Genomic DNA, 24,519 nt, shown 5'->3' on the forward strand with positions numbered 1-24,519 from the left:
CCGCCCACCGCGCCCCATAGGCTTCGCGCAATCCGCTCAAGGAGTTGAGCAGGGTAGGCAAAGGGAACGGGCGAAAACGCCCCGGGGCGGGGGCCGCTGCGGGCAGCGGCCCTCAACCACGTCCGGCAGGGAGAGCGCACGGCATGGCGAAACCCGGATTCCTGAAGTTCGACACGCTGAGCCTGCACGGCGGGCAGCGGCCCGACCCGGCGACCGGGGCGCGGGCGGTGCCGATCTACCAGACCACCTCCTTCGTCTTCGACGACACCGACCACGCCGCCGCCCTGTTCGGGATGGAGCGGCCGGGGCACGTCTACAGCCGCATCTCCAACCCCACGGTGGCGGTGCTGGAGGAGCGGCTGGCCATGCTGGAAGGCGGGGTCGGCGCGGTGTGCACCGCCAGCGGCCAGGCGGCCCTGACGCTGGCCATCCTCACGCTGATGGGGAGCGGCGCGCACATCGTGGCGTCCGCCTCGCTCTACGGCGGCAGCCGCAACCTGCTGGCCCACACGCTGCCGCGTTTGGGGATCGAGACCAGTTTCGTCGACCCGCGCGACATCAAGGGATTCGCCGCCGCCATCCGGCCGGAGACGCGGCTGCTGTTCGGCGAGGTCGTCGGCAACCCCGGCCTGGAGGTGCTGGACATCCCCGGCCTCGCCGCCGTGGCGCACGGCGCCGGGCTGCCGCTGATGGTGGATGCCACCTTCGTCACCCCCTACCTGTGCCGGCCGCTGGAGCACGGCGCCGACATCGTCATGCACTCCGCCACCAAGTGGCTGGGCGGCCACGGGGTGGCGATCGGCGGTGCGCTGATCGACGGCGGCACCTTCGACTGGGAGGCGTCCGGCAAGTTCCCCACCCTGACCGAGCCGTGCGCCGGCTGCCACGGCATCGACTTTGCCGACGAATACGGCCTCGCCGCCTTCGTCATGCGGGCCCGCGCCGAGGGGCTGCGGGACTTCGGCGCCTGCATGAGCCCGGCCACCGCCTTCCACATCCTGCAAGGGGTGGAGACGCTGCCCCTGCGCATGAAGGGGCACATCCACAACACCCGCCGCGTCGTCGGCTTCCTGGAATCGGAGATGGCGGGGGAGAACGGCGCGGTCGCCTGGCTGTCCTATCCGGAGCTGGCGGACCACCCGGACCATCCGCTGGCGGCCCGGCTGCTGCCGCGCGGCGCCGGCGCTGTGGTGTCGTTCGGCATCCGCCCGCCGCCCGGCGGCGACGGACGCACCACCGGACGGCGCTTCATCGAATCGCTCCGGCTGTTCTCGCATCTGGCCAATGTGGGCGACGGCAAGTCCCTGGTGATCCACCCGGCCAGCACCACCCACGCGCAGTTGGACGCCGACGCGCTGGCGGCGGCGGGGATCGCCGACGACATGATCCGCCTGTCCATCGGGCTGGAGGATTCCGACGATCTGATCGACGACCTGCGCCAGGCGCTGCGCGCCGCCACCAAGGGATGAGCCGGCCATGGAGCTGATGGTTCAGGGTGAGAGTGTCCATGCCCACACCGGCGGCCGCCCCTTCGATCCCGCCGGCCCGGTGGTGGTGCTGATCCACGGCGCCGGCTTCGACCATACGGTGTGGGCCATGCAGAGCCGCCGGTTGGCCGGTCGGGGCTGCGCGGTGCTGGCGGTGGACCTGCCGGGGCACGGCGGGTCCGGCGGGGCGCCCGTATCGGGGATCGACGCGCTGGCCGACTGGACCGCGGCGCTGCTCGACGCGGCGGGCGTCGAGCGGGCCTTTCTGGCCGGCCACTCCATGGGCGCCCTGGTGGCGCTGGAGGCGGCGGCCCGCCGCCCCGACCGTGCCGCCGGTGTCGCCCTGCTGGGTGCCGCGGAGCGGATGCCCGTCCACCCCGACCTGCTGGCGGCGGCGCTGGCCGACGACCCGCTGGCCGGCGACCTGGTGGCGGGATGGGGCAGCGGCCCGCGCGCCATGGTGGGCGGCGGCCCGGTGCCGGGGCTGGCGCTGCTGCCCCTGGCCCGCCGGTTGCTGGCGCGCGCCCGGCCGGGCGTGCTGGGCGTCGACCTGGCGGCATGCAACGCCTACGCCGGCGGGGCCGCGGCGGCGGCGGCGCTGACCTGCCCGGCGCTGCTCCTGCTGGGGGCGCTGGACCGTATGACGCCGCCCAAAGCGGGGCGGGCACTGGCGGCGCAGGTGCGCGACTCTGACGTCCTGGTGCTGCCCGACACCGGCCATATGCTGATGCTGGAATCTCCGGAGCCCGTCGCCGCCGCCCTCGCCACGTTCGTTACCGGCTGACGGGCGCCTCCCCATCGAGTCGGATCGGGAGAGGCGGCCGGAATTGGGTGGTTGGTTACCGTCCCGACATCACGGGTTAACATTCGCCCTGCTTAGTAAGCATCACGAACGATCGCCGATGAGCGGCGGTCCGGGGCAAGGGGGGCGGGACGTGCGGATCGGCGAACGGGGCCTGCACACGCTGCTGGGATGCGCGACGGACCTGCTGGCGGTCCTGTCGGCCGACGGCCGGTTCTCCTTTGCGGCCGGGGCCGGCGCGGGCCTGTTCGGACTGGACCCGGACGACCTGCCCGACCATCCGCTGGCCGAACGCACCCACCCCGACGATCGCGACCGCGTGCGGACTCTGACCGCCCGGTGGGCCGCACTGGCGCCGGGGGACGCGGCGACGGCGGTTTTCCGCCTGCGCGACGGGTCCGGGACCTGGCGCCCGGTGGAGGCCACCGGCTGCAACCGGCTCGATGATCCGGAGATCGCCGGCATCGCCCTCACCATCCGTGACGCCAGCGCCCATACGGTGCACCCGCTGCCGACGGCCCGCGACGCCGGGGAGCGCAGACGGATCGAACGCGAGCTGACCGCCGCCAGGGACGCCGCCCGGGCGGCCGACCGCGCCAAGTCGGCGTTCCTCGCCACCATGAGCCACGAACTGCGCACCCCCCTGAACGCCGTCATCGGGTTCGCCCAGGTGATCGAGATGCGCCTGCCGGGCACCGACGCGATCGAACGCTATGTGGAGTATGCCACCGCCATTCGACGCTCGGGCGAACACCTGCTGGGCATCATCGACGACGTCCTGGACCTCGCCATGGTGGAAGCCGGTGCGATCGAACTGGCGGAGGATGCCGTGCACCCGGTGGACCTGATGGCGCAGGCGCTGGACATGATCGCCATGCAGGCGGGGGAGCGCGGGGTGGCGCTGGTGCCGGAACCGGAGCCCGGTCTGCCGCCGGTGCGCGGCGACGCGCGGCGTCTGCGGCAGATCATGCTGAACCTGCTGAACAACGCGGTGGCATACACCGGGGCCGGCGGCCGGGTGACGGCGGGGGTGCGCCGCGCCGGCGACGGGGGCGTGGAGCTGTGGGTGGAGGACACCGGCTCCGGCATGTCCGCGGATGGGATGTCCGATGCGCTGCTGTCCCCGTTCGCAACGACGAACCGGTCACTGACCTGCAGCCACGGCGGCATCGGCATCGGTCTGCCGCTGGCCGCACGCCTGGCCGGCTGGCACGGCGGTCACCTGACCATCGACAGCAGACCGGGTCCGGGGACCACGGTGAGGGTGCATCTGCCGGCGGAGCGGGTGCTGGCGACCGACGTGAAGGGCGTTGCGGTGGTCGCCTGACAACGAACGGACACGGCGCCCCCGCAAGGGGGGGCGCCGTCGCGACGAGCGGGCGGTCAGGCGACCCGGCGCGGCAGTTCGGGCGCGCCGGAGCGGGTGCCGGACGCGCTCTCGATGGTGATGGTGCGGGGCTTCATGGCCTCGGGGATCTCGCGCACGAGTTCGATGTGCAGAAGGCCATTCTCCATCGAGGCACCGCTCACCTTGATGAAGTCGGCGAGCTGGAAGCGCCGCTCGAATGCGCGGCCGGCAATACCCCGGTAGAGGAATTGGCCACCCTCCGGCTCCTTCTTAGTTTTTCCGGAGACCGTCAGCGCGTTCTGTTGCGCGGTGATCTCGATGTCCTCCGGACCGAAGCCGGCGACGGCCATGGTGATCCGGTAGGCGTCCTCGCCCAGCTTCTCGATGTTGTAGGGCGGGTACGAGGCGGACGCCTCGTCGGCGTTCAGCGCGTGCTCCATCAGACGGGTCAGACGGTCGAAACCGACGGTGGAACGGAACAGCGGCGAAAGGTCGTAGCTACGCATGACATATCCTCCTGGAGAGCGATATCGCGGCCGGTCACCACGGCAATCGTCGGCACCGGCCCCGGGACTGCCGGAAGGCCCCATACGGGCACCTTCCGGCGACCGGAGAGATAGGCGAGCCCCTGGGCCGTTCAAGAGGGGCGCCGGCGGCGTCGACTCATGGTTTCTTAATCAGTTGCGGCCACGCTTCGGGCAGGGCCGCACGGCCGCAGGAGGGTAAGGCCGTGGACGGACATCCCACCTTCTTCAACGGTCCCTACGACGAGACGATGTCGCTCCTGGTCGAGGCCAGGAACTACATCGCCTACCACGAGGCGATCGACCAGCGCGGCCGCCCCCCGCACGTGCGCCTCCAGGTCAGCTACGAGGCGATGCGCGTCACCAGCCGCCTCACCCAGGTGATGGCCTGGCTCCTCGCCCAGAAGGCGGTGCATGCCGGCGAGATGACGCAGGAACAGGCGTCGGAGGGCTATGGCCTGTCCGGCGGCGACATCTGCACCGACCCTTCCGGTCCCGACAACGAGGACCTGCCGGCCGGTCTGCGCAGCCTGCTGGAGCGCAGCCACCGCCTCTACATGCGCGTTGCCCGCCTGGACGACCAATTCCGCGCCAGCGTCAGCGAAGCCGTGGGCTGATTCGGCCGGACAACGATCATTCCCGATATTTTCCGGCCGTGAAACCCGGCAGATCAATGCCTTTGCATTGATCGAGAGGGCGATACAGACGGCATCATTCAGATGCCGTCTGCATGACGTCATTGCTTTCCGACGAAAACACCTTCGCCGGGCGTGAGCTCCGCGAAGGTGTGAGGATTCATGTCATTGTTGCCGCTCGCCCTCTCCCTTGACGGATAGCCGGGGAGAGGTGGCGTACCGGTATCCAAATCCTCCCCCGCCCGGAGGGGCGGGGGAGGGGGGTGGATCAGCTTATGAACCAGGTGTCGGCGACGTCGCGGGCGGCGATGCCGGTGAGCGTCACCGTGTCACCGCTGTTGAACGTCACCACCGCCCCCGCGGTGCCGTCGGCGACGGTCCAGGTCAGGCCGCCCACCACCTGCATGCGGTCGCCCTCGGCCGCGTTGAAGTCGCCGATGACGTCGTTCCCGCCGCCGGCCGCGAAGACGAAGGTGTCGGACCCGGCGCCGCCGAACAGGGTGTCGTTGCCCAGGTTGCCGGCCAGCACGTCGTTGCCGAGGTTGCCGTACAGCACGTCGTCGCCCTGGCCGCCGAACATCGTGTCCTCGCCCTGGCCGCCGAACAGGGTGTCGGCGCCGATCTGGCCGTAGAGCACGTCCGACGCCAGTTGCCCGTAGAGCACGTCGTCGCCCTGGCCACCGAACAGGCTGTCGCTGTCCTGGCCGCCGAACAGGCTGTCGTTGCCCTGGTTGCCGTAGAGGGCGTCGGCACCCTGATTGCCGTACAGCGCGTCGTCGCCGAGGCCCCCGAAGATCACGTCGTTGCCGAAATCTCCGTAGAGGATGTCGGGCTCGTCGCCGCCGTTGATCAGGTCGTCGCCGATGGTCCCGACGATGGTGCGAGCGCTGTCGTCCTCCTCGACCACATCGGTGTCGCCACCGCCGCCACCGCCACCGCCACCGCCACCGCCACCGCCACCGCCACCGGTATCGCCACCGCCACCGCCACCGCCACCGGTATCGCCGCCGCCGGTATCGTCACCGCCACCGGTGTCGCCGCCGCCGCCGGTGTCGTCACCGCCACCGGTATCGCCGCCGCCGCCGGTGTCGTCACCGCCACCGCCACCGCCACCGCCACCGCCACCGCCACCGCCACCGGTATCGCCACCGCCGGTATCGTCACCGCCACCGGTGTCGCCGCCGCCTCCCGTATCGTCACCACCGCCGGTGTCGTCGCCACCGCCGGTGTCGTCGCCACCGCCGGTGTCATCTCCGCCACCGGTGTCATCGCTCTCTTCCGTGTACTGGACGGTGATGCCGCCGATGACCTTGCCGGTGAGGTCCACATCGGCCGCCGAGCCGACGATGCGCAGCACGTCGCCGGCGCTGCCGGAGATGCTCTCCAGGGCGGCGACCTGGGCGGCGGTGAAGGTCACCTCGTGGGGGCCGGGACCGGTCAGTTCCACCCGTTCCACCGACACCAGGGTCATGCCCTCGAAGTCGATGGCCTCCGCGGTGGTGACCTCGATGGTGTCGGTGCCGTCGCCGCCGTCGAACAGCATCGAGGCGTTGACGTCGTCCGCGTCGACCACGACGAAGCGGTCGTTGCCGCCCTCGCCGAACATCTGGTCGGCCTGGCCCGCCGCCCGGTCGCGAATGGTGTTGAAGCCCAGCAGGTTGCCGTCGGCGTCGCGGTCGAAGCCGTAGGCGCCATAGAACACATCGTCACCGTCGCCGCCGTACATGGTGTCGGCGCCCTGGTCGCCGGCCAGGGTGTCGTTCCCGGCGCCGCCGTAGAGCAGGTCGGCACCGCCGTCGCCTTCGACCAGATCGTCGCCGTCGCCGCCGTAGAGGACGTCGGCGCCGCCGCGCCCAGCCAGATAGTCGTTGCCCTCGTCACCGTAGACGGTGTCGTCGCCGCCGCCGCCTTCCAGCGTGTCGTTGCCGCCGCCGCCGTAGAGCAGGTCGTTGCCCTCGTGGCCCCACACGATGTTGTTGCCGGCGTTGCCGTAGAAGGTGTCGGAGCCGTTGCCGAGAACGATCACCTCGACGTTGCTGGCGAAGGTGTCGCCATAGGCGTCACCGGTGCTGTTGAGCGGATTGTTCATGTCGACCACGATCGGGGTGGTCCCCACCGATTCGTAGGACACGAAATCGAACCCGGCGCCGCCGTCGAAATGGTCGGCTCCCTCTCCGCCGACCAGCGTGTCGCGGCCGGCCCCGCCCATCAGGGTGTCGTTGCCGGCGCCGCCGACCAGGGAATCGTCACCGCCCAGACCCTGGATCAGGTCGTCCTCGTCGTCGCCGATCAGCGTGTCGGGCCCTTCGGTTGCGGTCCCCGTGACGGCCAGCAGGTGCGGCCAGGCTTCGTGACCGGCGAAGGGAGCCGCGGTGCGCACGCGGCCCACCGTGGCGTCCAGCGCCCAGGTGCCACCGAGCGCCGTGTGGCCCACGGGGTGCGAGGCGGCCGCCACGGCCGAGCCGGTGGCGAAGGACAGGCGCTTCACGAACGCGGCGCCGGCGGCCCCTTCGGCGACGCGGCAGGCGTGGATGAGGATCTCGGTTCGCGGCGCCCCCGGCCAGTGGCGGTCGAGCAGGGACGCGGCGTCGATCGGATGGCTGCCGATGTGGATGCGCCCCGGTTCGCCGTGGCCCAGCAGGTGAATGGCGGCCGGCCGCTCGGCCAGCGCCGACGCCAGGACGGTGTGAACATCCTCGTCCCGGCCGACGGGCACGACGCGGACGTCGTCGCGCAGCCGCTCCAGCAGGAAGCCGAGGTCGTGGAGTCCGGAATCCGCGATCAGGATCTCTTTCACGGTGTGTGCACCCTTTCTTGGTCGGACCGATCCTGCGGGACGCAGGGATGGGACGGCGGCCGGTGGAGCCGGCCGGTGCCGCGCGATCAGCCGACGGATGGCGGTTCTGAGATGAAATCAAATGTGAACGCCATCGCTGAAATCGTAAGATCCAAAAGCGGATGATCATCCGACAAGACGTCGTTGGAGTTGAGGGAGATCCAAATGGGTGATCCCGCGGTTTCTTCCGGAGCCGGCGCATCAACAGCGATACATCAGGCCGTCTTTTGTCGTATCATTGATGATGAAGCCGATTTGGCGTGCCCGTACTGACTAGTTCCGGCGCGCCGCCGGTTGGAACGGGGTGCCTCCGCCGGTTTATCCGCGGCACCGCCCGGTGCGCGGCGGCGCGATCACGGCGCGCTCCAAGGCGGTGTATTCCTTTTGCGTCCGCTGCCGCGGAATCCGGCGCGTTCCGCCCGATTCCCGCGGGTGCTCCCGCGCCCGGCGCGCCGGCCGCCTTATCCTTTCGCATTGCTTGGATGTGGCTGAGGAACCTTTGGAGGGGGGCGGGGTTCCATTGCGTGACGGGTCGGGAGACCTGTCCTACCCGCAATTCCGGCGAAGGTGTGGTGCGCCGATGAACCAATGGATGCTTTGGAGCCGCTTTGCCGCGATCAACCTGTTCGGTGCGGCCGGCGTGGCTCTCGCGTGGATCAATGGCTGGATCGACCATGTGCTCGAGGCCGATACGAGCCGTATCAGCGTCGTCATTCTGATCCTGTTCCTGATCGGTCTGGCCGCCACGGCGTGGCGCATCGAGAAGGTGACGACCGAACTGGACAACATCGAGCGGGGTCGGGGCGGGCGTCTCGATGCCTACCGCCGCTCCATCGCCGCGGCCGGCGGCCCCAACGCCACCCGCGCGCTGGAACTGCGCCTGTTCGGCCGCATCGTGTTCATCCGGCACATCGCCAATTCGCTGGTGATGCTGGGCCTGATCGGCACCGTCGTCGGTTTCGTGATGGCGCTGGACGGCGTGGACGCATCATCGGCGTCCAACACCGAGGCCATCGGCAGCATGGTGGGGACGATGATCCACGGCCTGGGCGTGGCGCTCTACACCACGCTGGTCGGATCGATCCTCAACATCTGGCTGTCCGCCAATTACCAGGTGCTGGCGACCGGCACCGCCAACCTGGCGGCCACCCTGATCGACGCCGGCGCCGGCAGCGCCGAGGGTGACGGCTCCGAGCCGGCGCGTCCGCGGTCGCCGGCGCCGGGCCTGTCGTCGGTCGGCCCTCCATCCGGTGAGACCGCCCATGTTTGACCCCTGGAACGAGGCCGACGACACCGGAACGGTGTTCCGGGACATGATCACGCTGGCACTGGCCGGGTTCATCTGCATGCTGCTGCTGTTGCTGCCGCACGTGAACCCGCCGGCGCAGGAGGGAACCGGGGTCGCCGACTCCGAGCCGCCCGGCAACGTCATCGTCGAGGCACGCTGGGACGACAAGCTGCGCACCGACGTTGACCTGTGGGTGCAGGCGCCGGGCGACGTGCCCGTCGGCTACTCCAACAAATCGGGACTGATCTTCAACCTGTTGCGCGACGATCTCGGCAGCTATGCCGACCCGACCGAGGTGAACTTCGAAACCTCGTTTTCCCGGGGGATTCCGCCGGGCGAGTACACGGTGAACATTCACCTGTTTCGGAACCTTGACAACGTCTATCCCATTTATGTTCGTGTGGTCGCCCGGGTGAAGGCGGAACATGAATCCGGAGCGGCAACGATCGCCGCCACGCGCGTGCGGTTGGACCACGAAGGGCAAGAAGTGACAGCCTTCCGGTTCACGCTGACCGAAAAAGGCGAACTGGTTCCAGGGAGCCTCCACGCCCTCTTCAAACCTTTGCGTTCGGCGAGGAACTGACCCGTCATGGAAACTTTGACCATCCTGTTTGCCTTCGTCGCGATCGTCACCCTGCTGCTCGTGCTGGCCGCGCTGCGCTGGACGCGCAACGGCCGCGCCCGTGCCGTGATCGTCGCCCTGTTCGCCCTGATGCTTCCCGCCGCCTACGCCGCCCCGGCCACCCTGCTGGGCAAGGCGAAGCCGGTCACCCTGGAATGGGTCGGCTCGCACGTGAAGGAAGCATCGGTCCTGAGCGCCACCCTGATCGAGGGCGAGGCCATTTATCTCACCCTCATGTGGGACGCGGCCCCCAATCTCTACCGCCTGCCGTGGGACCGCAACATGGCCGAGCAGCTCCAGAACGCCCTGCAGGAGGCCCAGCGCAACGGAACCAACCCCATGATGCGCCTGCCGTTCGAGCGCTCGTGGGACGATCAGGAGCCGCGCTTCTACGCCATGCCGCAGCCCCGGATGCCGGACAAGCCCTACCGGGACCAGGGGCCGGGCATCGAGTTCACGCACCCCGGCCAAGCCACCTGACCGGCCGGCAAGGGGCGTGGATGCGGCCGGAACGGGGGTGGACGCCGCCACCCCCGTCCTCTACGGTCGCCGCCGACGCGCCAGCCACCGGGAGGATTCCATGCCGTCGTTCGACATCGTGTCCAAGACCGACATCCACGAAGTGGACAACGCGCTTGCCGGCGTTCGCCGCGAGGTGGACCAGCGGTTCGACTTCAAGGGGTCGCATTGCACGCTGGAGCGCACCGACAACACCATCGCCATCGCCGCGGACGACGAGCCCAAGCTCAACCAGCTTCACGAACTGCTGAAGGTCCACGTTACCCGGCGCAAGGTGGACGCCAATTTCCTGGATTTCTCGGCCAAGGTGGAAAAGGCGGCGGGCAGCACCGTGCGCCACACCGTCACCGTGCGCGAAGGCATCGCCCAGGACTTGGCCAAGCAGATCGTCAAGTCGATCAAGGACGCCAAGCTGAAGGTCCAGGTGGCCATCCAGGGCGACGAGCTGCGCGTCAGCGGCAAAAAGCGCGACGATCTCCAGGCCGCCATCCAGCACGTCCGCGGCATGTCCCTGGAACAGCCTCTCCAATACGTCAATTTCCGCGATTGAACAACGTAACCGGGCAGAATTTGCCGGGTGTGCGGCAGATTCTGCCGGGTCCTTCTTGCCGTGCGGAGGGCGTGAGCGTCGCTTTGCGCGGTTTTCGGGCGGCATTTTCCTTGCATGAGGCTGCGGGCCGATCCTGTGCGCCCGATGGGTTTCCGCCATGACCGCCATGCCCGACACCGACTCCATCCGCCAGCTTCAGGTCCGCCTGGAGCAGATGCAGAGCCGGCGCGCCGACTCCGTGCCGCGGGAGGTGGCGGACTTCGCCGGTCGCTTCGCCGCGATGCTGGAGGCGCTCAACGGTCCTGCGGGTACGCCCGGCGGACCGGGGGCGATGGCCGGTGCCGCCGGTCCCGGCGCGGCCCACGGCGCCGCCCCGGCCATGGCGACGCTGATCGTCCAGGGCGGCTTCGACTCCGTCGCCGGTGGCGACGCCACCTCGGCCCCGGCGCCGGTGGCTTCCCGGTCCGAGGCGACGCCCAGGGACATGCTGCTGGGGGGCAACGGACCGGTGGACGCCCGCTGGATGGCGATGCTGCTGGCGGACGATTGATACGGCCGGAAAGCCCGCTGTTCTATTCGGCGGCGGTGGCCGTGTCGGCAACGGTCAGCAGCGGCCGGGTGCCGGCCGGGCCGGCGGGCGCGCCCAGCAGCAGGGGACGGTCCGTGGCGGGCGGTTCGTAGACGGCCGGCAGCGTCACCACGATGCGGGTGCCCGTGCCGGGGGTGCTGGACACCTCAATGTCGCCGCCGAGCATGGCACAGTAGTGGCCGACCAGCGTCAGCCCGAGCCCGGCGCCGGGAATCTTGCCACCCTTGTGGAGCCGGCTGCTGCCCTGGACGAATGCCTGGAACAGACGCCCCGTCTGGGCCGGCGGGAAGCCGATGCCGGAGTCCGTCACCGTGAACCGCACCCAATCGGCTCCGTCGCGGCCGATCCGTTCCGCATCCAGGGTCACGCTGCCGCCGCGGGTGAACTTGCAGGCGTTGTCCAGCAGGTTCAACAGGATCTGGCGCACCTTGGTGAAGTCACTGGACATCCCGCCCGGTGTCTGCCCGGTCGTGGTGGTCAGGGTGTTGCCGTTCAGATCGGCCAGGGACAGGCTGCGCTCGCGCACCTCGGCGACGAGGCGGGCGACGTCGAAATCCTGGACGCAGACGTCCATGGCGCCGGCTTCGATCCGGGCGTAGTCGAGGATGCCGTCGATCAGCGCCACGAGCTGCTCACCCGACCATTGGATGGCCTCCACCTCGTTGGCCAGTTCCCCGACGCCCAGGCGGTGCAGTTCGCTCATCAGCGTTTGGCTGGCGTCGACGATGGTGTTCAGCGGCCGGTGCAGCTCCTGCCCCATGTTGACCAGGAAATCCGTCTTGGCGGCGCTGTCGGCCTCGGCCCGCTCCTTTTCCGCCAGCAGGCGGGATTGCAGCTCTTCCGCTTCGCGCTTGACGCGCTCCAGGGCCACGGTGTTGGCGCGCAGCAACTCCACGGAGCGGGCCATGGCCCCCAGCTCCGTCGTCTCGGCCAGCACGGGCAGCGTGTTGACCGTGTCCCGCCCGGCGGCCAGATCGGCCATGGCCGTGCTCATGATCCGCACCGGCCGGGTGACGCTGCGCGCGACGAACCAGGTCATCACCAGCCCCAGGGCCAGCACGCCGCCGCCCACCCACAGTGCGGCACCCGCATAGCCGCCCATCTCCGCGGCGAGGCCGCTGCGCAACGCCGACGCCGATGCCGCGGCGCGGCTGCGCACCTCGGCGATGCGGTCGAGGACCAGGGCGGCGTTGGGTGCCAGGGCGCGGTCGCGCAGGGCGTCCTCCTCCCCCAGCATCTCGGCGATACGGTCCAGCATGGCGTCGGCGCTGTCCAGCATGCCCGACACTTCGAAGATGAGCTGGCGGGTGCCGGGCACCCAGAGATAGCGGTTCATCTCCGCCAGGCGGCCGCGCGCCGCGTCCAGTTCGCTGCGCATGCGCTCCGCGTCGTCGGGCGAGCGGCGGTCCACATAGCGCACCGCATGGTCCTGCATCAGCAGGACGGCAATGGCCGCGTCGCCGGCGAGGGTAGCGGAATCGACGCCGCCGGCGTCCTTCAGCCGGCCCAGATGCTCCCGCATCTGGGCGACGAGCGGTTCCAGGGTCTCCAGGGCCAGGCGGTCGCGGTCGCCGCGCAGCTCCGCCAGCCCGGCAAAGCCGGTCCAGTATCCCTCCAGCCCGTTGCGCGCCTCCGCCACCGCCCGCGCGTCGGCGGGTGCGGTGACCAGGCGGGCGAGGGCGTCGAGTCGCTCCTGCACGGCGTCGCGTTGGGCGGCGGCGTTCGTGAAGCCGTCGGCCGTGGGGGCGGCCAGATGATCGTGCACGGCGGCCGTCAGTTCGCGCATGGCGATGCCGGCGTCGACGGCGGCCCGTTCGGCATCGGCGGCGGCCGAATAGCCCTCCACCTCCCGTGTCATGCCGGTGAGAGCCGCGAGCCCGATCAGCGCGAGCACCGCCACCAGGGCAAACGACACCGCGAATCCCGTGGCAATGCGCATTGCCACGGTCATTTCGCCGAGCCTGGGCAGGGGGCCGAACCGTTTCACGCCAACTCCGTACTCTCGCCGACCGGCATCCGGTCCGCCCGATGCGTCCGCATCCGGACCGATCGGTGCGGCGGCGGGATTGTACAGGCATGGGCAGCGGGCGGGAACAGACAAGTCGCGGTCGCGGCGATCCCCTGCGGCTGTTCAACGCACTGCCAGGAGCCGGTCCAGCCGCTCCTTGAGGGAGGCCCGGGCGGGCGGCTTGACGACGAAGCCGTTGACCCCCAACGCCATGGCTTTCTTCACGATTTCCGATTCGGCGTGGTTGGTCAGGAAGATCACCGGCGTGCCGGCGCAGGCGCCGTGCGGGTCGGACCGCAGGCTGGCCAGGAACTGCAGGCCGCCGACCGGCCGCATGTCGATGTCACAGATGATCACGTCGGGGGCGGTGCGGGCGCACTCTTGCAGGCCGGTTTCGCCGTCGGTCGCCTCGGCCACCGACCGGAATCCGATCTGCATGAGGATCTGCACGATCGTGCGGCGGACGAACGGCTGGTCCTCGATGACGAGGATGCGATGGCGCGCGTAATCGTCCGGTGTCCGGTCCATGGGGTGGGTCCTCCGCGACGGCGCGTCGCCCCGGTCATTCCAGGCGCCCAGACATATCAAGGTTATTGCCGGACGGGCAACCGCGGCGTCCCGCGGCCGGGCGATGGACGGGTCCGCAGCCCGGCGCGGATCGCCGCACCGACGCGGCGGAAGGCGCCGGGCAGGGCCGCGGCGTGGCGGCGTGCCGCGGCGAGGTCGCCGCCCGCCGCCGCGGTTTCGATGCGCGAGCACAGCGCCGCCAGCTCCGCCGCGCCGGCGGTGCGCGCCGCCCCGGCTGCACTGTGGGCGGCGCGGCGGCCCTCGGCGGCGTCGCCGCGCTCCAGCTCGGCGGTCACCGTCTCCACCAGCGGAGCCGTGGTGTCGAGGAAGAAGTCCAGCAGGTCGCGCGCCGCCTCGACGCTGCCGAAGGTGGCAACCACATGATCCAGGTCCAGGACGGCGGGCCGGGCGGAGTCCGGCCCTGCGGTGACGGTGAACGGCGGGGCCGGCGGGATCGCGGCGCCGGCATCCGTGGGGCGGCGCAGAGGCAGGGCGCCGGGCAGCCAGCGGGCGATGCAGCGCGACAGGCTTTGCAGGTCCACCGGCTTCGACAGGTAATCGTCCATGCCCGCGGCGAAACAGCGCTCCGCCTCCCCGGTCAGGGCGTTGGCGGTCAGCGCCACGATGGGCAGGTGGCCGCCGCCGTCCCGTTCGCGCCGGCGCACCCGCCGGGCCAGTTCGTAGCCGTCCACCTCGGGCATGAAGCAATCGGTCAGCAGCAAGCCGTGGTGACGGCTTTGCAGGGCATGCCATGCCTCGCGGCCGTTGCCGGCGACCTCGCAGGCGAAGCCGAGCTGTTCGAGCTGCATGCGCACCACCACCCGGTTGGTCGGGTTGTCCTCGGCCACCAGGATCAGCGCCCCCGCGGCCAGCGCCTCTTCGGGCGGCGGCGGGCGGACGGCGCCGAGCACCCCGGCGGCGGCCACTCCGCACGGGGAATCGGGGGCGGCCCGTCCGGCCGCGCGTGCCACCGCCGCCCACAGGGCGTCGCGCCGCACCGGCTTGCGCAGAACCTCAGCCGCCCCGGCGGCACGGGCCGCGGCGGCCGCGGCCGCTCCGTCATCAGTGGTGACCACGATCAGGGCGGTGCCATCCGGCACCGGCAATCCGGCGCCCGCCGCCCCCCGGCCGGCATCGTGGTCCAGCACGACCGCATCGAAGGGGCGGCCCCCGGGGCGCGGGGCGGCAAGGGCCGCCGCCGCCGCGTCGGCGTCGGCGGCCGTCGTCACCCGGGCGCCGGCGGTGGCCAGCGCCTCGGCGAACGCCTCGCGCACCGGTGGGGTGTCATCGACCACCAGCACGTCCAGCCCGTCCAGGTCGACGGCGCCGGCGGCGGTGCCGGTCGCGACGGGCGCCAGCGGCACCTCGAACCAGAAGGTGGAGCCCGCGCCGGGGGTGGCCGTGACGCCGATGGTGCCCCCCATCAGCTCCACCAGCCGGTGGCAGATGGACAGGCCGAGGCCGCTGCCGCCGAAGCGGCGGGTGGTCGAGGCGTCGGCCTGGGTGAAGGGCTGGAACAGGCGGGCCTGCTGCTCGGCGCTGAGGCCGATGCCGCTGTCGCTCACCTCGAAGCGCACGCGATCGTCGTCCGCCCCGGTGCCGATGCCGGGCCGGGCGGTCACGGTGACGAAGCCGCGCTCGGTGAACTTGATGGCGTTGCCCACCAGGTTCAGCAGGATCTGGCGCAGCCGGACCGGATCGCCCATGCGCCGGTCCCGGCCGTCCAGCGACACCCGCGTGGCAAGGTCGAGGCGCCGTTCGCGCGACCGCGCGGCCATCAGGTCGGCCACCCCTTCCACGATGTCGGGCACCGAGACGGGGACCGCTTCCAGGCCCAGATGGCCGGCCTCGATCTTGGAGAAGTCGAGGATGTCGTCGATGATGGTCAGCAGGGCCGAGGCGGAATCCCGCATCACCGCCAGGATGGTGCGCTGTTCCCCGTCCAGCGGCGTGCGGTCCAGCACCTCCAGCATGCCCAGCACGCCGTTCATCGGGGTGCGGATCTCGTGGCTCATGGTGGCGAGGAAGGTGGATTTGGCGCGCGCCGCCGTTTCCGCCTGTTCCTTGGCCTGGCGCAGCGCCTCTTCGGCGCGGTTGCGCTCGGTGACGTCCTGGGCGATCCCCTCCACGCCGATCACCCGGCCGGCGTCGTCGTGCACGGGGATCTCCGCCACCTGCATGCGCCGCACGCCGCCGTCGCTGTGGAGATAATCGGTTTCGAACACCACCTGGCCGCCGGGACACCCCTGCATGCCCTGCGGTCGACCGGCCGGCAGGTAGGGGGCGGGGCGCCCGATCACCGCGTCGCGGGCATAGCCCAGCACGTCGGTCACCGACGGGCTGACATACTGGACGCGGCCGTCCGGGTCGTGGGCGTAGATGACGTGGGACTTCAGGTTCTCCACCAGGCGGCGGTAGCGCCGTTCGCTGTCGCGCAGCGTCGCCTCGGCGCGTTTGCGCTCGCTGATGTCCAGCATGACGCCGACGAAGCGGACCGGGCGGCCGGTGGCGTCGCGCTTGACCCGGCCGAAATCCTCCACCCACACCCAGCCGCCGTCCCGGTGGCGCAGCCGGTAGGTCGCCGTGTAATGGTCGGTGTTGCCGGCGAGGTAGACGGCCGCGGCGGCGCGCACACCCGGCGCATCGTCCGGATGGAGCAGCGATTCCCAGGTTCCGGGTCCGGGAGTGAAGGTGCGGGGATCGCTGCCCAGCAACCGGTGGTATTCGTCCGACCACCAGACCCGGCCGTCCACCAGGTTCTCGTCCCACACCGCCGCACGGGTGGCCAGCACCGCCAGGTCGAGGCGCTCGCGGCTCTCCCGCAGTTCCGCGGCGGCCCGCCGCCGTTCGGAGATGTCGGCGTAGGTGAAGATGTAGCCGCCGTCGGGCGTCGGGCCGCCGCGCGCCGCCAGCGTGGTGGTGCCGGCCAGCACGATCTCGCGGTCCAGGGGCTCGCCGCGCCGGACGCAGTTGGTGATGAGGGTGATGGAGTCCTCCGCCGTGCCGGCCGGCATGTCGCCGCACGCCGCCTTGAAGCGCAGCAGGTCGGGCAGGGCCGGGCGGTCGGCCAGAAGGGAATCGGGGAAGGCCCACAGGTCGCGGAAGCCGCGGTTGAACTGCATCAGGCGCAAGGAACGATCGAACATGGCCACGCCCGCGGGCATGGCGTCGAACAGGGCCTGGAGCCGGGCGTTGCGGGCGGCCGCCGCCTCTTCGGCCTCCACCCGGGGGGTCACGTCGGCGGCGGTGATCTGAACCGCCGGCTCGCCCATCCAGTCGATGGTGCGGGTCGCCACATCGACCCAGATGCACGTGCCGTCGCGCCGCCTCAATCGGCCGCGACGCGAGCCGCCGCCGCCGTCGGCGTCGGCCTCGGCCGACAACGGTCCGCGGTAGAGGGCATGGTCCGCCTCCTCCGGCGGGACCAGCGAGTCGAACAGCGACAGGTTGAGGAGTTCGCGCGGGTCGTCGTAGCCCGCCATCGCGGCGAAGGCGCGGTTGACGAACAGGGCGCGCCCGTCGCGCCGGATCAGGATGCCCTGGACCGATCCTTCGATCAGGTCGCGGAAGCGCGCCTCGCTCTCGCGCATGGCCCGCAGGGCGCGGGTGCGGTCGGTGATGTCGGTGAGGGTGATGACCCAGCCGCCCTCGGCGCGCGGCGAGCAGCGCAGCTCCAGGTCGCGTCCCTCCACCGTGTGATAGATCTGTGAGTACGGCTCGTGCCGGTGCACGAAGGACAGGCGCTCCTCCACGAAGGTCGCCGGGTCCGCCCCGGGGAAGAAGCCGTTTTCCAGCCCGTAGCGCAGCAGCTTGTCCATCCGCCCGCGGGCGGTGATCTCCTCGGCGGACAGGTTCCAGTATTCGCAGTAGCGCTGGTTGAACACGCGGATCTGCAGGTCCTCGTCCATCATTATGATGGCGCTGGGCATTGCCTCGAAGGCGGCGCGCAGTTGCAGCGCCGTCTCCGCCGCCTCGGCCTCGGCGCGCACGCGCTCGCTCACGTCGACCACCGTGGTCTGCACCGCCGGGGCGCCCATCCAGTCCACCATGCGGTCGATGGACTCCACCCACACGGTGGAGCCGTCCCGGCGCAGGCTGCGCACGCGGGTGATGCCGCCGTCGCCGCGGCCGTGGAGCACCCGGAAATAGCGCTGCCAGGACCGTGCCCGCTCCTCCGGCGCCACGAGGCTGCGCAGACTTCCCGACGCCATCACCGCCTCGGCATCGGTGAACCCGAAGACGCGGGCGAAGGCGTCGTTGGCGAACAGGGGGCGGAAGCCGCGGTGCACGAGGATGCCCTGGATCGACCCCTCGATCAGGCCGCGGAAGCGCCGCTCGCTGCCGGCCAGGTCCCCTTCGCGGCGGCGGATCTCGGTGACGAAGTAGTCCGCGGCGCGGGCCATCCCGCCGATCTCGTCGCGGCCGCCGTCGGCGATGTGGGCGGGCCGGCCCTCCATCAGGTCCTGCATGCCGTCGCGCAGCCGGCGCAGCCGGCGGACGACCGACAGGTGGATGAACAGGGCGATGCCCGGCGCCGCCAGCAGGCACAGCCCAGCCAGCAGGGCCAGCCATTCGCTCTGCCGCGCCAGGGCCAGGCCCAGCGTCTCGTTGGTGGCCGCCACGTCGTCGCGCACCGCCGCGGCCAGTTCGCCCACCGCGGCGGACAGGCGTTCGGCGGCCCGGCGGTTTTCCGCCACCAGCGCCCGGCCTTCCGCCGCCTGGTCGGCAAGGCGGCCGGCGTTGACCAGCAGGCCGCCGGGGCCGGCGGCGATGGCGCGCAGCTCCGCGTGCAGGCTGCCGATCCGCCGCCGGAAGTCGGGGGAGCCGGACTCCCGCAGCAGCTCGTTCAGGCGGGCGAGGTCGGTCATCGCCGCTGCCCGCCGCACCGCCGTGCGGTCGGGGTCGGGGTCGGCCGACGCGGCGAACAGCAGCAGCAGCAGCCGGTCCGTCGCTTCGAAGGCCCGGCGCAGCCGGTCCTGCTCCGCCAGCGCGGCGTCGCGCAGCACCGGGTCGCCGCCGTGGATCGCCCGCTCCAGCACCGCCCGGCGCGACTCGGCGGTGTCGCGCATCCGCCCGAACACGACCATGAACCGTTCCATGCCCGTGCGCAGTGCGTCCTCAATGGCCAGGCGGCGGACGACCAGCCGCTCGATGGCGCGCACGCTCTCCACCAGCGCGTCCTGGCGCGCGGCGATGGCGCCGGCCATCCCGTCCTCCACCGGGCGGGCGGCGGCGAGGCGGCGGACCAGCGCATCGAGGCTGCGCTGCTGCTCGGCGGCGTCGGCCATCACGTCGCGCCGCTCGCGGTCGCTGCCGGCCAGCAGCAGCGCCGGGGCGCGGCCGATCAGCGCCTCGCTGCGGCGGCCCAGCTCGGCCGCCACCATCATGGTGTCGATCTGCGAGGAGGCGACGTGGTCGAAGCTGTTCCTGAAATCGCCCAGAGCCAGAATCGCGGTGACGCACGCGGCCAGGGTCAGCACCGCCATGCCGACGACGCCGGCCAGCAGCCGGAACGTGACGCCGAAGCGCGTGCCCGCCATTCCTTCCCGTCCTTCGCGGTCTCAGATCCCGGGGATTTTATCAACCGACGCACGAGCGCGCGACTCCCGCGAACCGTGAGCGGCACGAACACACCCGCGGCCGGCCCGCTTCAACGCGTCGGACGGCGCAGTTCGAACAAAAAGGAGAGCAGTCTCGCGATAAATGCGCGTTCAGGATGTGCGTCGGCAATGGTCACCGCCCGGCCCGCATGGGCCAGCGCCGCCCGCGCGGTGGCGGCGGGATCGGGGCAGGAGGCGCCGTCGATGGTGAAGTCGGCCAGCGTGTGGGTCAGCACCTGCACCGCCTCCAGGGGCGGCAGGTGCATCAGAAGCCGGGCGGTGTGGGGAGCCGGACGGCCGCGGCCGGCGAACGCCGCCGCCACGGTGACGGGCGTGCCGTCGGCGGTCGTGCCCAGGCGAAAGGCCAGCAGCCGCGTGGCCCGCTCCTCCACCGCCGGCGACCATCCGGCGGTGAGGGTGATGAGGGGGTTGAGCATGACCGTCTCCCGCGCAGGGCCCCGCCGGTCGTGCGCGGCGCCCCGTTGTGGGAAACTAGTTCGTTCGTCTACCCAATGAATTCAAGGGTTCCCGGCGGCCGGGGCCATGACGCCCGCCGGACGGCCGTGGAAGACCGGGCCGCGGTAGTGCATCCGGCGGCGGTTCAGCGCCTCGGCGACCGGGGCGAGCTGGCGGATGACGTCGTCGCGGGACAGGCCGTCGCGGCGCAAGAGCGCCTCGGCGACGGGATCGTCGAGAAGCTCGGCAACGCGGCTGTGCCACGTCTGCCGTCTGAGCAGTCCGTTCATGGCTGGTCTCGTTGCGTGTGGTTGCGGTGGTCGGAACCGGTCCTGCGCCGGTGACGCCAACGTAGAGTTCGTTCGTGACGGTTTCAATCCCACCCGAGGGACATGACCGGGCGGTGCCTGTTCGATGGTGTGCTTGACCGGTGCGCCGATGCCACGCCGTCGAAAGAAGGCCGCGGCGGGTGGTGCGGCGTGATACGGTCGGCGGCCGCCCTGACGGACAACCACGAAGGACCCGACGATGCCCGAAGCCCTGACCCGCGCCGAGTTCGAGACCGTGTGGAAAGCGTTCCTCAAGCAGGCGGCGGGGGACTTTGTGACGCGCCGGGAATCCGACGTGCTGCGGGACGTCATCGGCAGCCAGACCGACGCCCTGCAATCGATGATCGCCGCGGTGAACCATCTGCGCGGCGAGATCGAAGCGCTGCACGCGGGCCAGTCGGCCCTGCGCGCCCAAATCGCGGCCCTGAGCATGGTGGGGGGCACCCTGGCCCGCGGCCTGGTGGCGGCCGGCGTGCCCGAGGCGGAGGTGCGCCGCGCCGTCGAGGAGGCGTGCGCCGCCCTGCCCGAGGACGTCCGCCGCGACGGCGCGCCGGCCATCGGTGCGGTGCTGGCGGTCGTCCCCGGCGGGTGACCGCCGCCCCGGCCGGACCCGATCCGATCGGATCAGTGTATGGTCGGTGACACGGGCCCGGCGTCGGGGGTGCGGCGGGCGCGCACCGCCGACAGGCAGAAGGCGTGCCAGCACAGGTCGATGACCACCGGCGGCACGTCCGACGCGTCCTGGCCCGGCAGCACCCGGGTCTGCGAGGCATGGGCCATGGCGGCGCCGATGGCGTTGACGCTGGTCCGCCCCACCGGCCCGATGAGATCGAGGGTGTGGCCGAGCGCGCGGGCGTCGAGGCGCACCGTCACGGGGGCCACCGTCAGCTCCGCCGCGTTGCCTCGCAGGCGTCCGACGGCGACGTACGCTTCCAGCAGGTCGTGACGATCCTCCGGGCGCACCACCGCCACCACGGCGCGGCTGCCGGCGAGCTGGCCCACGGGGTCGAACTCGAACACCACGGCGCGCTCGGGCTGGCGGGCTTCGGCCAGGGTGGTCACCTTGTCGCCGGGGCCGCCGACGGTGATGCCCGCGGCCTCCTCGAAGATGTCGGTGTGGCCGCCGCCTTCCATGTGGATGACCAGCGGTCCGTCGGTGATGGCGACGGTGGCCAGCAGTCGCGCCATGGCATCGACCGGGCCGGCATCCGCCGCCTCATCGGGGTCGGTGTCGTCGCCGTCGGACGCCGCCTCCAGCAACTCCGCCCCGCGGCGGACGATGAGTTCGGCGAAACTGATCTCGTGCTCCTGCTCCAAGGCGCCCTCCCCGGGGCCCGATGGCCCCCTGCTGCCCCCGGGGCCGATGGCCCCCTTGCTGCGACACCGCGCGACGGACGGTCGATGTGGCCCGTAGATGGACTATGGTGCGTCCCGCGCCGGTGACGAGCCTTATCGATGGGGCTTCCCCGGCTGCATCAGTGATAGCCGGACGATCCCGTGACCTTGCCGCGGAAGACCCAATAGGTGTAGGCGGTGTACAACAGGATGGCCGGGATCAGGAAGGCCATTCCGATCAGCAGGAACACCTGGGTTTCCGGCGGGGCGGCGGCCTGCCACACGGTGATCGACGGCGGGATCAGCATCGGCCACAGGCTGACGGCGAGCCCCAGGTAGGACAGGGCGAACAGGGACATGGACAGGGCGAAGGGCAGCACCTCGCGCCCCTCGTCCAGCGACCGCCACAGGGCGAAGGCCAGCGCCGCGGTCATCAGGGGCACCGGCGCCAGCAGCAGGATGTTGGGCAGGGAGAACCAGCGCGCCGCGATGTCCGCGTCGATCAGCGGCGTCCACAGGCTGACCGCGGCGATCAGCACCAGCACCGCGATCATCAGCCCCCGCGCCACGCGGTAGCACCAGTCCTGCAGCGGCCCGACGGTGCGCCAGATCAGCCAGGTGGCCCCCAGCAGGGCGTAGCCGGCGACCAGCGCCGCGCCGCAGAACAGGCTGAAGGGGGTCAGCCAGTCGAACATGCCGCCGGCGAAGTCGCGCCCTTCCACATGGATGCCCTGGATGAAGGCGCCGAGCACCACGCCCTGCGCCACGGTCGCGAGCAGGGAGCCCAGGAAGAACGCGGTGTTCCACCAGTGCCGGCTGGAGCGCGCCTTGAAGCGCAGCTCGAACGCCACGCCGCGGAACACCAGGGCGATCAGCATCACCAGCAGCGGCAGGTACATGGCGGGCAGCACCACGGCGTAGGCTATGGGGAAGGCGGCGAACAGCCCGGCGCCGCCCAGGACCAGCCACGTCTCGTTGAAGTCCCAGACCGGCGCCACGGTGTTCATCATGACGTCCCGGTCCTCTTCCGACCGGGCGAAGGGGTAGAGGATGCCGATGCCCAGGTCGAAGCCGTCCATCAGCACGTACATGAACACGGAGAAGCCGACGATGCCGACCCAGGCGAGGGTGAGGAGGCTGCCTTCGTCCATGGGGATCACTCCGCGGGGTCGATGGATTGGTCGGGCAGGGACAGCGGCCGCTTGGGCCGGTGCGCCTCCTGCCGGGCCATGGGCGCGGTGGCGTCGTCGGTCACCGCCGGCCCGATGCGCAGCAGGCGCAGCAGGTAATAGGTGCCGGCCCCGTAGATGATGGCGTAGACCACCACGAAGGCGGTCAGGGAGATCAGCACGGCGGTGGTGGTCAGCGACGGGGTGACGGCGTCGGCGGTCCGCACCAGCCCGTAGACCACCCAGGGCTGGCGTCCGATCTCGGTGGTGAACCAGCCCGCGAGGATGGCGATGAAGCCGGTGGGGACGCAGGCGACCAGCAGGCGGTGGAACCATTCGGCCGTGTAGAGGCGTCCGCGCAGGCGCAGGATCACGTGGATCACCGCCACGGCCAGCATCACCAGGCCGATCGCCACCATCAGCCGGAACGTCCAGAAGACGATGGCGACGGGCGGCCGTTCGTCGCGGGGGAACTGTTTGAGGCCGGGGACCTCGCCGTCGGGGGAGTGGGTCAGGATGATGCTGGCCAGGCCGGGAATGCCGACTTCCCAGCGGTTCATCTCCGCCTCCTCGTCGGGCAGGGCGAACAGGATCATGGGCGCCCGGGCGCCGCCTTCCCAGTGGCCTTCCATGGCGGCGATCTTGGCCGGCTGGTGTTCCAGGGTGTTGAGGCCGTGCAGGTCGCCCAGCACGATCTGGAGCGGTGCCAGCACGGTGATCATGCCCAGCGCCATGCGCAGGCCGACGCGGGCGTGTTCGGTGAAGCGCCGGGTGAGCAGGTAGAAGGCGCTGACCCCCGCCACCACGAAGCCGGTGGTGAGGAACATGGCCGTCAGCATGTGGGTGAGCCGGTAGGGGAAGGAGGGGTTGAACACCACCGCCCACCAGTCGGTGACGAAGAACCGCCCGTCGCGCAGCTCCGCCCCGGCCGGGGTGTGCATCCAGCTATTGGCCGACAGGATCCAGAAGGACGACAGCACCGTCCCGAACGCCACCAGGCAGGCGGCCATGAAGTGGACGCTGCGGGGCACCCGGTCGCGCCCGAACAGCAGGATTCCGAGGAAGGCGGCTTCCAGGAAGAAGGCGGTGACCACCTCGTACTGGATCAGCGGCCCCAGCACGTTGCCGACGATGTCGGACCAGCGGCTCCAGTTGGTGCCGAACTGGTAGGTCATGACGATGCCCGACACCACCCCCATGCCGAAGGAGATGGCGAAGATCTTCGTCCAGAACTCCGACAGGCTGCGGTAGAGCGTCCGCCCCGTGCGCAGCCACAGCCCTTCCAGCACCACGATCCAGCAGGCGAGGCCCACCGTGAAGGAGGGGAAGAGGATGTGGAAGGAGATGACGAAGGCGAACTGGATTCGCGAGAGGATGAGCGGGTCGAGGTCCACGGGTCGCGTTCCTTCCGCGTGACGGGCGGGGAGCGGGGTGCTGCGACCCTCAACACCCCCGGCGACGGCATGGCTCCCGCTTCAAAACGCCGCACCCCATGGGGCGGCGGACCCGCACGCGAAGAGGGGGTGGGAAGGGGGGAGAAGGGGGGAGAAGGGGGGAGAAGGGCGGCGGGGGAGGAGGCTAGTGCACTGACACAGACATAGGATTCACAAGGGTCCGCTGACGTGCGATTCTGTCGGCATGGCCCAGACCGTCAGCGTCATCGTTGGAGCGGAGGACCGCGCGCGCTTGGCCGCGATCCTCGCTGACCGCAACCGCCCGCTCAAGCATGTGCAGCGGGCCAACATCATCCTGTTGTCGGCCGAGCGGCTGCCCGTTCTGGAGGTGGCGCGTCGAGCCGGTCTCAGCCGTCCGGCGGTGTGGCGCTGGCAGGTGCGCTACGCCGAACAAGGCGTGG

Annotated in this window: 21 protein-coding genes; 11 read left to right on the forward strand and 10 right to left on the reverse strand. The window is 71.0% G+C overall.

What is annotated here, in order from left to right; translation table 11 throughout:
* Positions 1-143 precede the first annotated feature (143 nt).
* From G472_RS0128610 to G472_RS37720, 3 genes are all read left to right on the forward strand, one after another.
* Complete coding sequence (locus G472_RS0128610) at positions 144-1,469, forward strand: O-acetylhomoserine aminocarboxypropyltransferase (protein ID WP_029011130.1); 1,326 nt, start codon at positions 144-146, stop codon at positions 1,467-1,469.
* 7 nt (positions 1,470-1,476) lie between these two features.
* Positions 1,477-2,271: an alpha/beta fold hydrolase gene (locus tag G472_RS0128615; RefSeq protein WP_029011131.1), complete on the forward strand. Its 795-nt coding sequence runs from the start codon at positions 1,477-1,479 to the stop codon at positions 2,269-2,271.
* Positions 2,272-2,389: 118 nt separating this feature from the next.
* Positions 2,390-3,616 (forward strand): sensor histidine kinase, encoded by a 1,227-nt coding sequence (locus G472_RS37720; protein ID WP_051341510.1) that lies wholly within the window; start codon positions 2,390-2,392, stop codon positions 3,614-3,616.
* Positions 3,617-3,672: 56 nt separating this feature from the next.
* Here G472_RS37720 and G472_RS0128625 read toward each other — a convergent pair whose 3' ends face one another.
* Positions 3,673-4,143, reverse strand: coding sequence for an Hsp20 family protein (locus G472_RS0128625; protein WP_029011132.1), 471 nt, complete (start codon positions 4,141-4,143; stop codon positions 3,673-3,675).
* A gap of 224 nt (positions 4,144-4,367) precedes the next feature.
* Here G472_RS0128625 and G472_RS0128630 point away from each other — a divergent pair, with 224 nt between their 5' ends.
* Positions 4,368-4,778 carry a DUF1465 family protein gene (locus G472_RS0128630; protein ID WP_029011133.1) on the forward strand — a complete coding sequence of 137 codons (411 nt, stop codon included), beginning with the start codon at positions 4,368-4,370 and terminating at the stop codon, positions 4,776-4,778.
* Between the two features lie 286 nt (positions 4,779-5,064).
* Here G472_RS0128630 and G472_RS39910 read toward each other — a convergent pair whose 3' ends face one another.
* Complete coding sequence (locus G472_RS39910) at positions 5,065-7,593, reverse strand: DUF4347 domain-containing protein (protein WP_029011134.1); 2,529 nt, start codon at positions 7,591-7,593, stop codon at positions 5,065-5,067.
* A gap of 619 nt (positions 7,594-8,212) precedes the next feature.
* Here G472_RS39910 and G472_RS0128640 point away from each other — a divergent pair.
* The 5 genes from G472_RS0128640 (at position 8,213) to G472_RS0128660 (ending at position 11,161) form a co-directional block, all read left to right on the forward strand.
* Entirely contained in the window at positions 8,213-8,902 is a 690-nt protein-coding gene (locus G472_RS0128640; RefSeq protein ID WP_029011135.1) for a MotA/TolQ/ExbB proton channel family protein, read from the forward strand.
* Complete coding sequence (locus G472_RS0128645; protein ID WP_029011136.1) at positions 8,895-9,503, forward strand: hypothetical protein; 609 nt, start codon at positions 8,895-8,897, stop codon at positions 9,501-9,503. Before G472_RS0128640 ends, G472_RS0128645 begins: the two co-directional genes overlap by 8 nt.
* 6 nt (positions 9,504-9,509) lie before the next feature.
* The gene (locus tag G472_RS0128650; RefSeq protein WP_029011137.1) at positions 9,510-10,022 is read left to right on the forward strand and encodes a hypothetical protein; all 513 of its coding nucleotides are present in this window, start codon (positions 9,510-9,512) and stop codon (positions 10,020-10,022) included.
* Positions 10,023-10,122: 100 nt separating this feature from the next.
* Positions 10,123-10,611, forward strand: a complete 489-nt coding sequence (locus tag G472_RS0128655) for a YajQ family cyclic di-GMP-binding protein (RefSeq protein ID WP_029011138.1) — start codon at positions 10,123-10,125, stop codon at positions 10,609-10,611.
* Between the two features lie 157 nt (positions 10,612-10,768).
* On the forward strand, positions 10,769-11,161 hold the full coding sequence (locus G472_RS0128660) for a hypothetical protein (protein WP_029011139.1): 393 nt from the start codon (positions 10,769-10,771) through the stop codon (positions 11,159-11,161).
* 22 nt (positions 11,162-11,183) lie between these two features.
* Here the strand turns inward: G472_RS0128660 and G472_RS36265 are convergent, their stop codons facing one another.
* The 5 genes from G472_RS36265 to G472_RS0128685 form a co-directional block, all read right to left on the reverse strand.
* On the reverse strand, positions 11,184-13,151 hold the full coding sequence (locus tag G472_RS36265; protein WP_084536973.1) for a sensor histidine kinase: 1,968 nt from the start codon (positions 13,149-13,151) through the stop codon (positions 11,184-11,186).
* 180 nt (positions 13,152-13,331) lie between these two features.
* Complete coding sequence (locus tag G472_RS0128670) at positions 13,332-13,736, reverse strand: response regulator (RefSeq protein WP_029011140.1); 405 nt, start codon at positions 13,734-13,736, stop codon at positions 13,332-13,334.
* 62 nt (positions 13,737-13,798) lie between these two features.
* Positions 13,799-19,315, reverse strand: a complete 5,517-nt coding sequence (locus G472_RS37730; RefSeq protein ID WP_051341514.1) for a PAS domain S-box protein — start codon at positions 19,313-19,315, stop codon at positions 13,799-13,801.
* Positions 19,316-19,425: 110 nt separating this feature from the next.
* Positions 19,426-19,812 (reverse strand): hypothetical protein, encoded by a 387-nt coding sequence (locus tag G472_RS0128680; RefSeq protein WP_029011141.1) that lies wholly within the window; start codon positions 19,810-19,812, stop codon positions 19,426-19,428.
* 81 nt (positions 19,813-19,893) lie between these two features.
* Positions 19,894-20,121 (reverse strand): hypothetical protein, encoded by a 228-nt coding sequence (locus G472_RS0128685; RefSeq protein WP_029011142.1) that lies wholly within the window; start codon positions 20,119-20,121, stop codon positions 19,894-19,896.
* 238 nt (positions 20,122-20,359) lie between these two features.
* Between G472_RS0128685 and G472_RS0128690 the strand changes: the two genes are divergently transcribed.
* Positions 20,360-20,752 carry a hypothetical protein gene (locus tag G472_RS0128690; RefSeq protein ID WP_029011143.1) on the forward strand — a complete coding sequence of 131 codons (393 nt, stop codon included), beginning with the start codon at positions 20,360-20,362 and terminating at the stop codon, positions 20,750-20,752.
* Positions 20,753-20,784: 32 nt separating this feature from the next.
* Here G472_RS0128690 and G472_RS36275 read toward each other — a convergent pair whose 3' ends face one another.
* The 3 genes from G472_RS36275 to G472_RS0128705 form a co-directional block, all read right to left on the reverse strand.
* A complete protein-coding gene (locus G472_RS36275; protein WP_051341516.1) occupies positions 20,785-21,477 on the reverse strand; it encodes a hypothetical protein in 693 nt (230 codons plus the stop codon).
* A 158-nt stretch (positions 21,478-21,635) separates the two neighbouring features.
* Positions 21,636-22,646 carry a cytochrome d ubiquinol oxidase subunit II gene (cydB, locus tag G472_RS0128700; RefSeq protein ID WP_029011144.1) on the reverse strand — a complete coding sequence of 337 codons (1,011 nt, stop codon included), beginning with the start codon at positions 22,644-22,646 and terminating at the stop codon, positions 21,636-21,638.
* Positions 22,647-22,651: 5 nt separating this feature from the next.
* On the reverse strand, positions 22,652-24,058 hold the full coding sequence (locus tag G472_RS0128705) for a cytochrome ubiquinol oxidase subunit I (RefSeq protein WP_029011145.1): 1,407 nt from the start codon (positions 24,056-24,058) through the stop codon (positions 22,652-22,654).
* Between the two features lie 244 nt (positions 24,059-24,302).
* Here G472_RS0128705 and G472_RS0128710 point away from each other — a divergent pair.
* Positions 24,303-24,519, forward strand: a 217-nt coding sequence (locus G472_RS0128710; protein ID WP_029011146.1) for a helix-turn-helix domain-containing protein, incomplete at its 3' end; no start/stop codon positions are given.

The organism is Azospirillum halopraeferens DSM 3675 (assembly GCF_000429625.1).
GTDB lineage: Bacteria > Pseudomonadota > Alphaproteobacteria > Azospirillales > Azospirillaceae > Azospirillum > Azospirillum halopraeferens.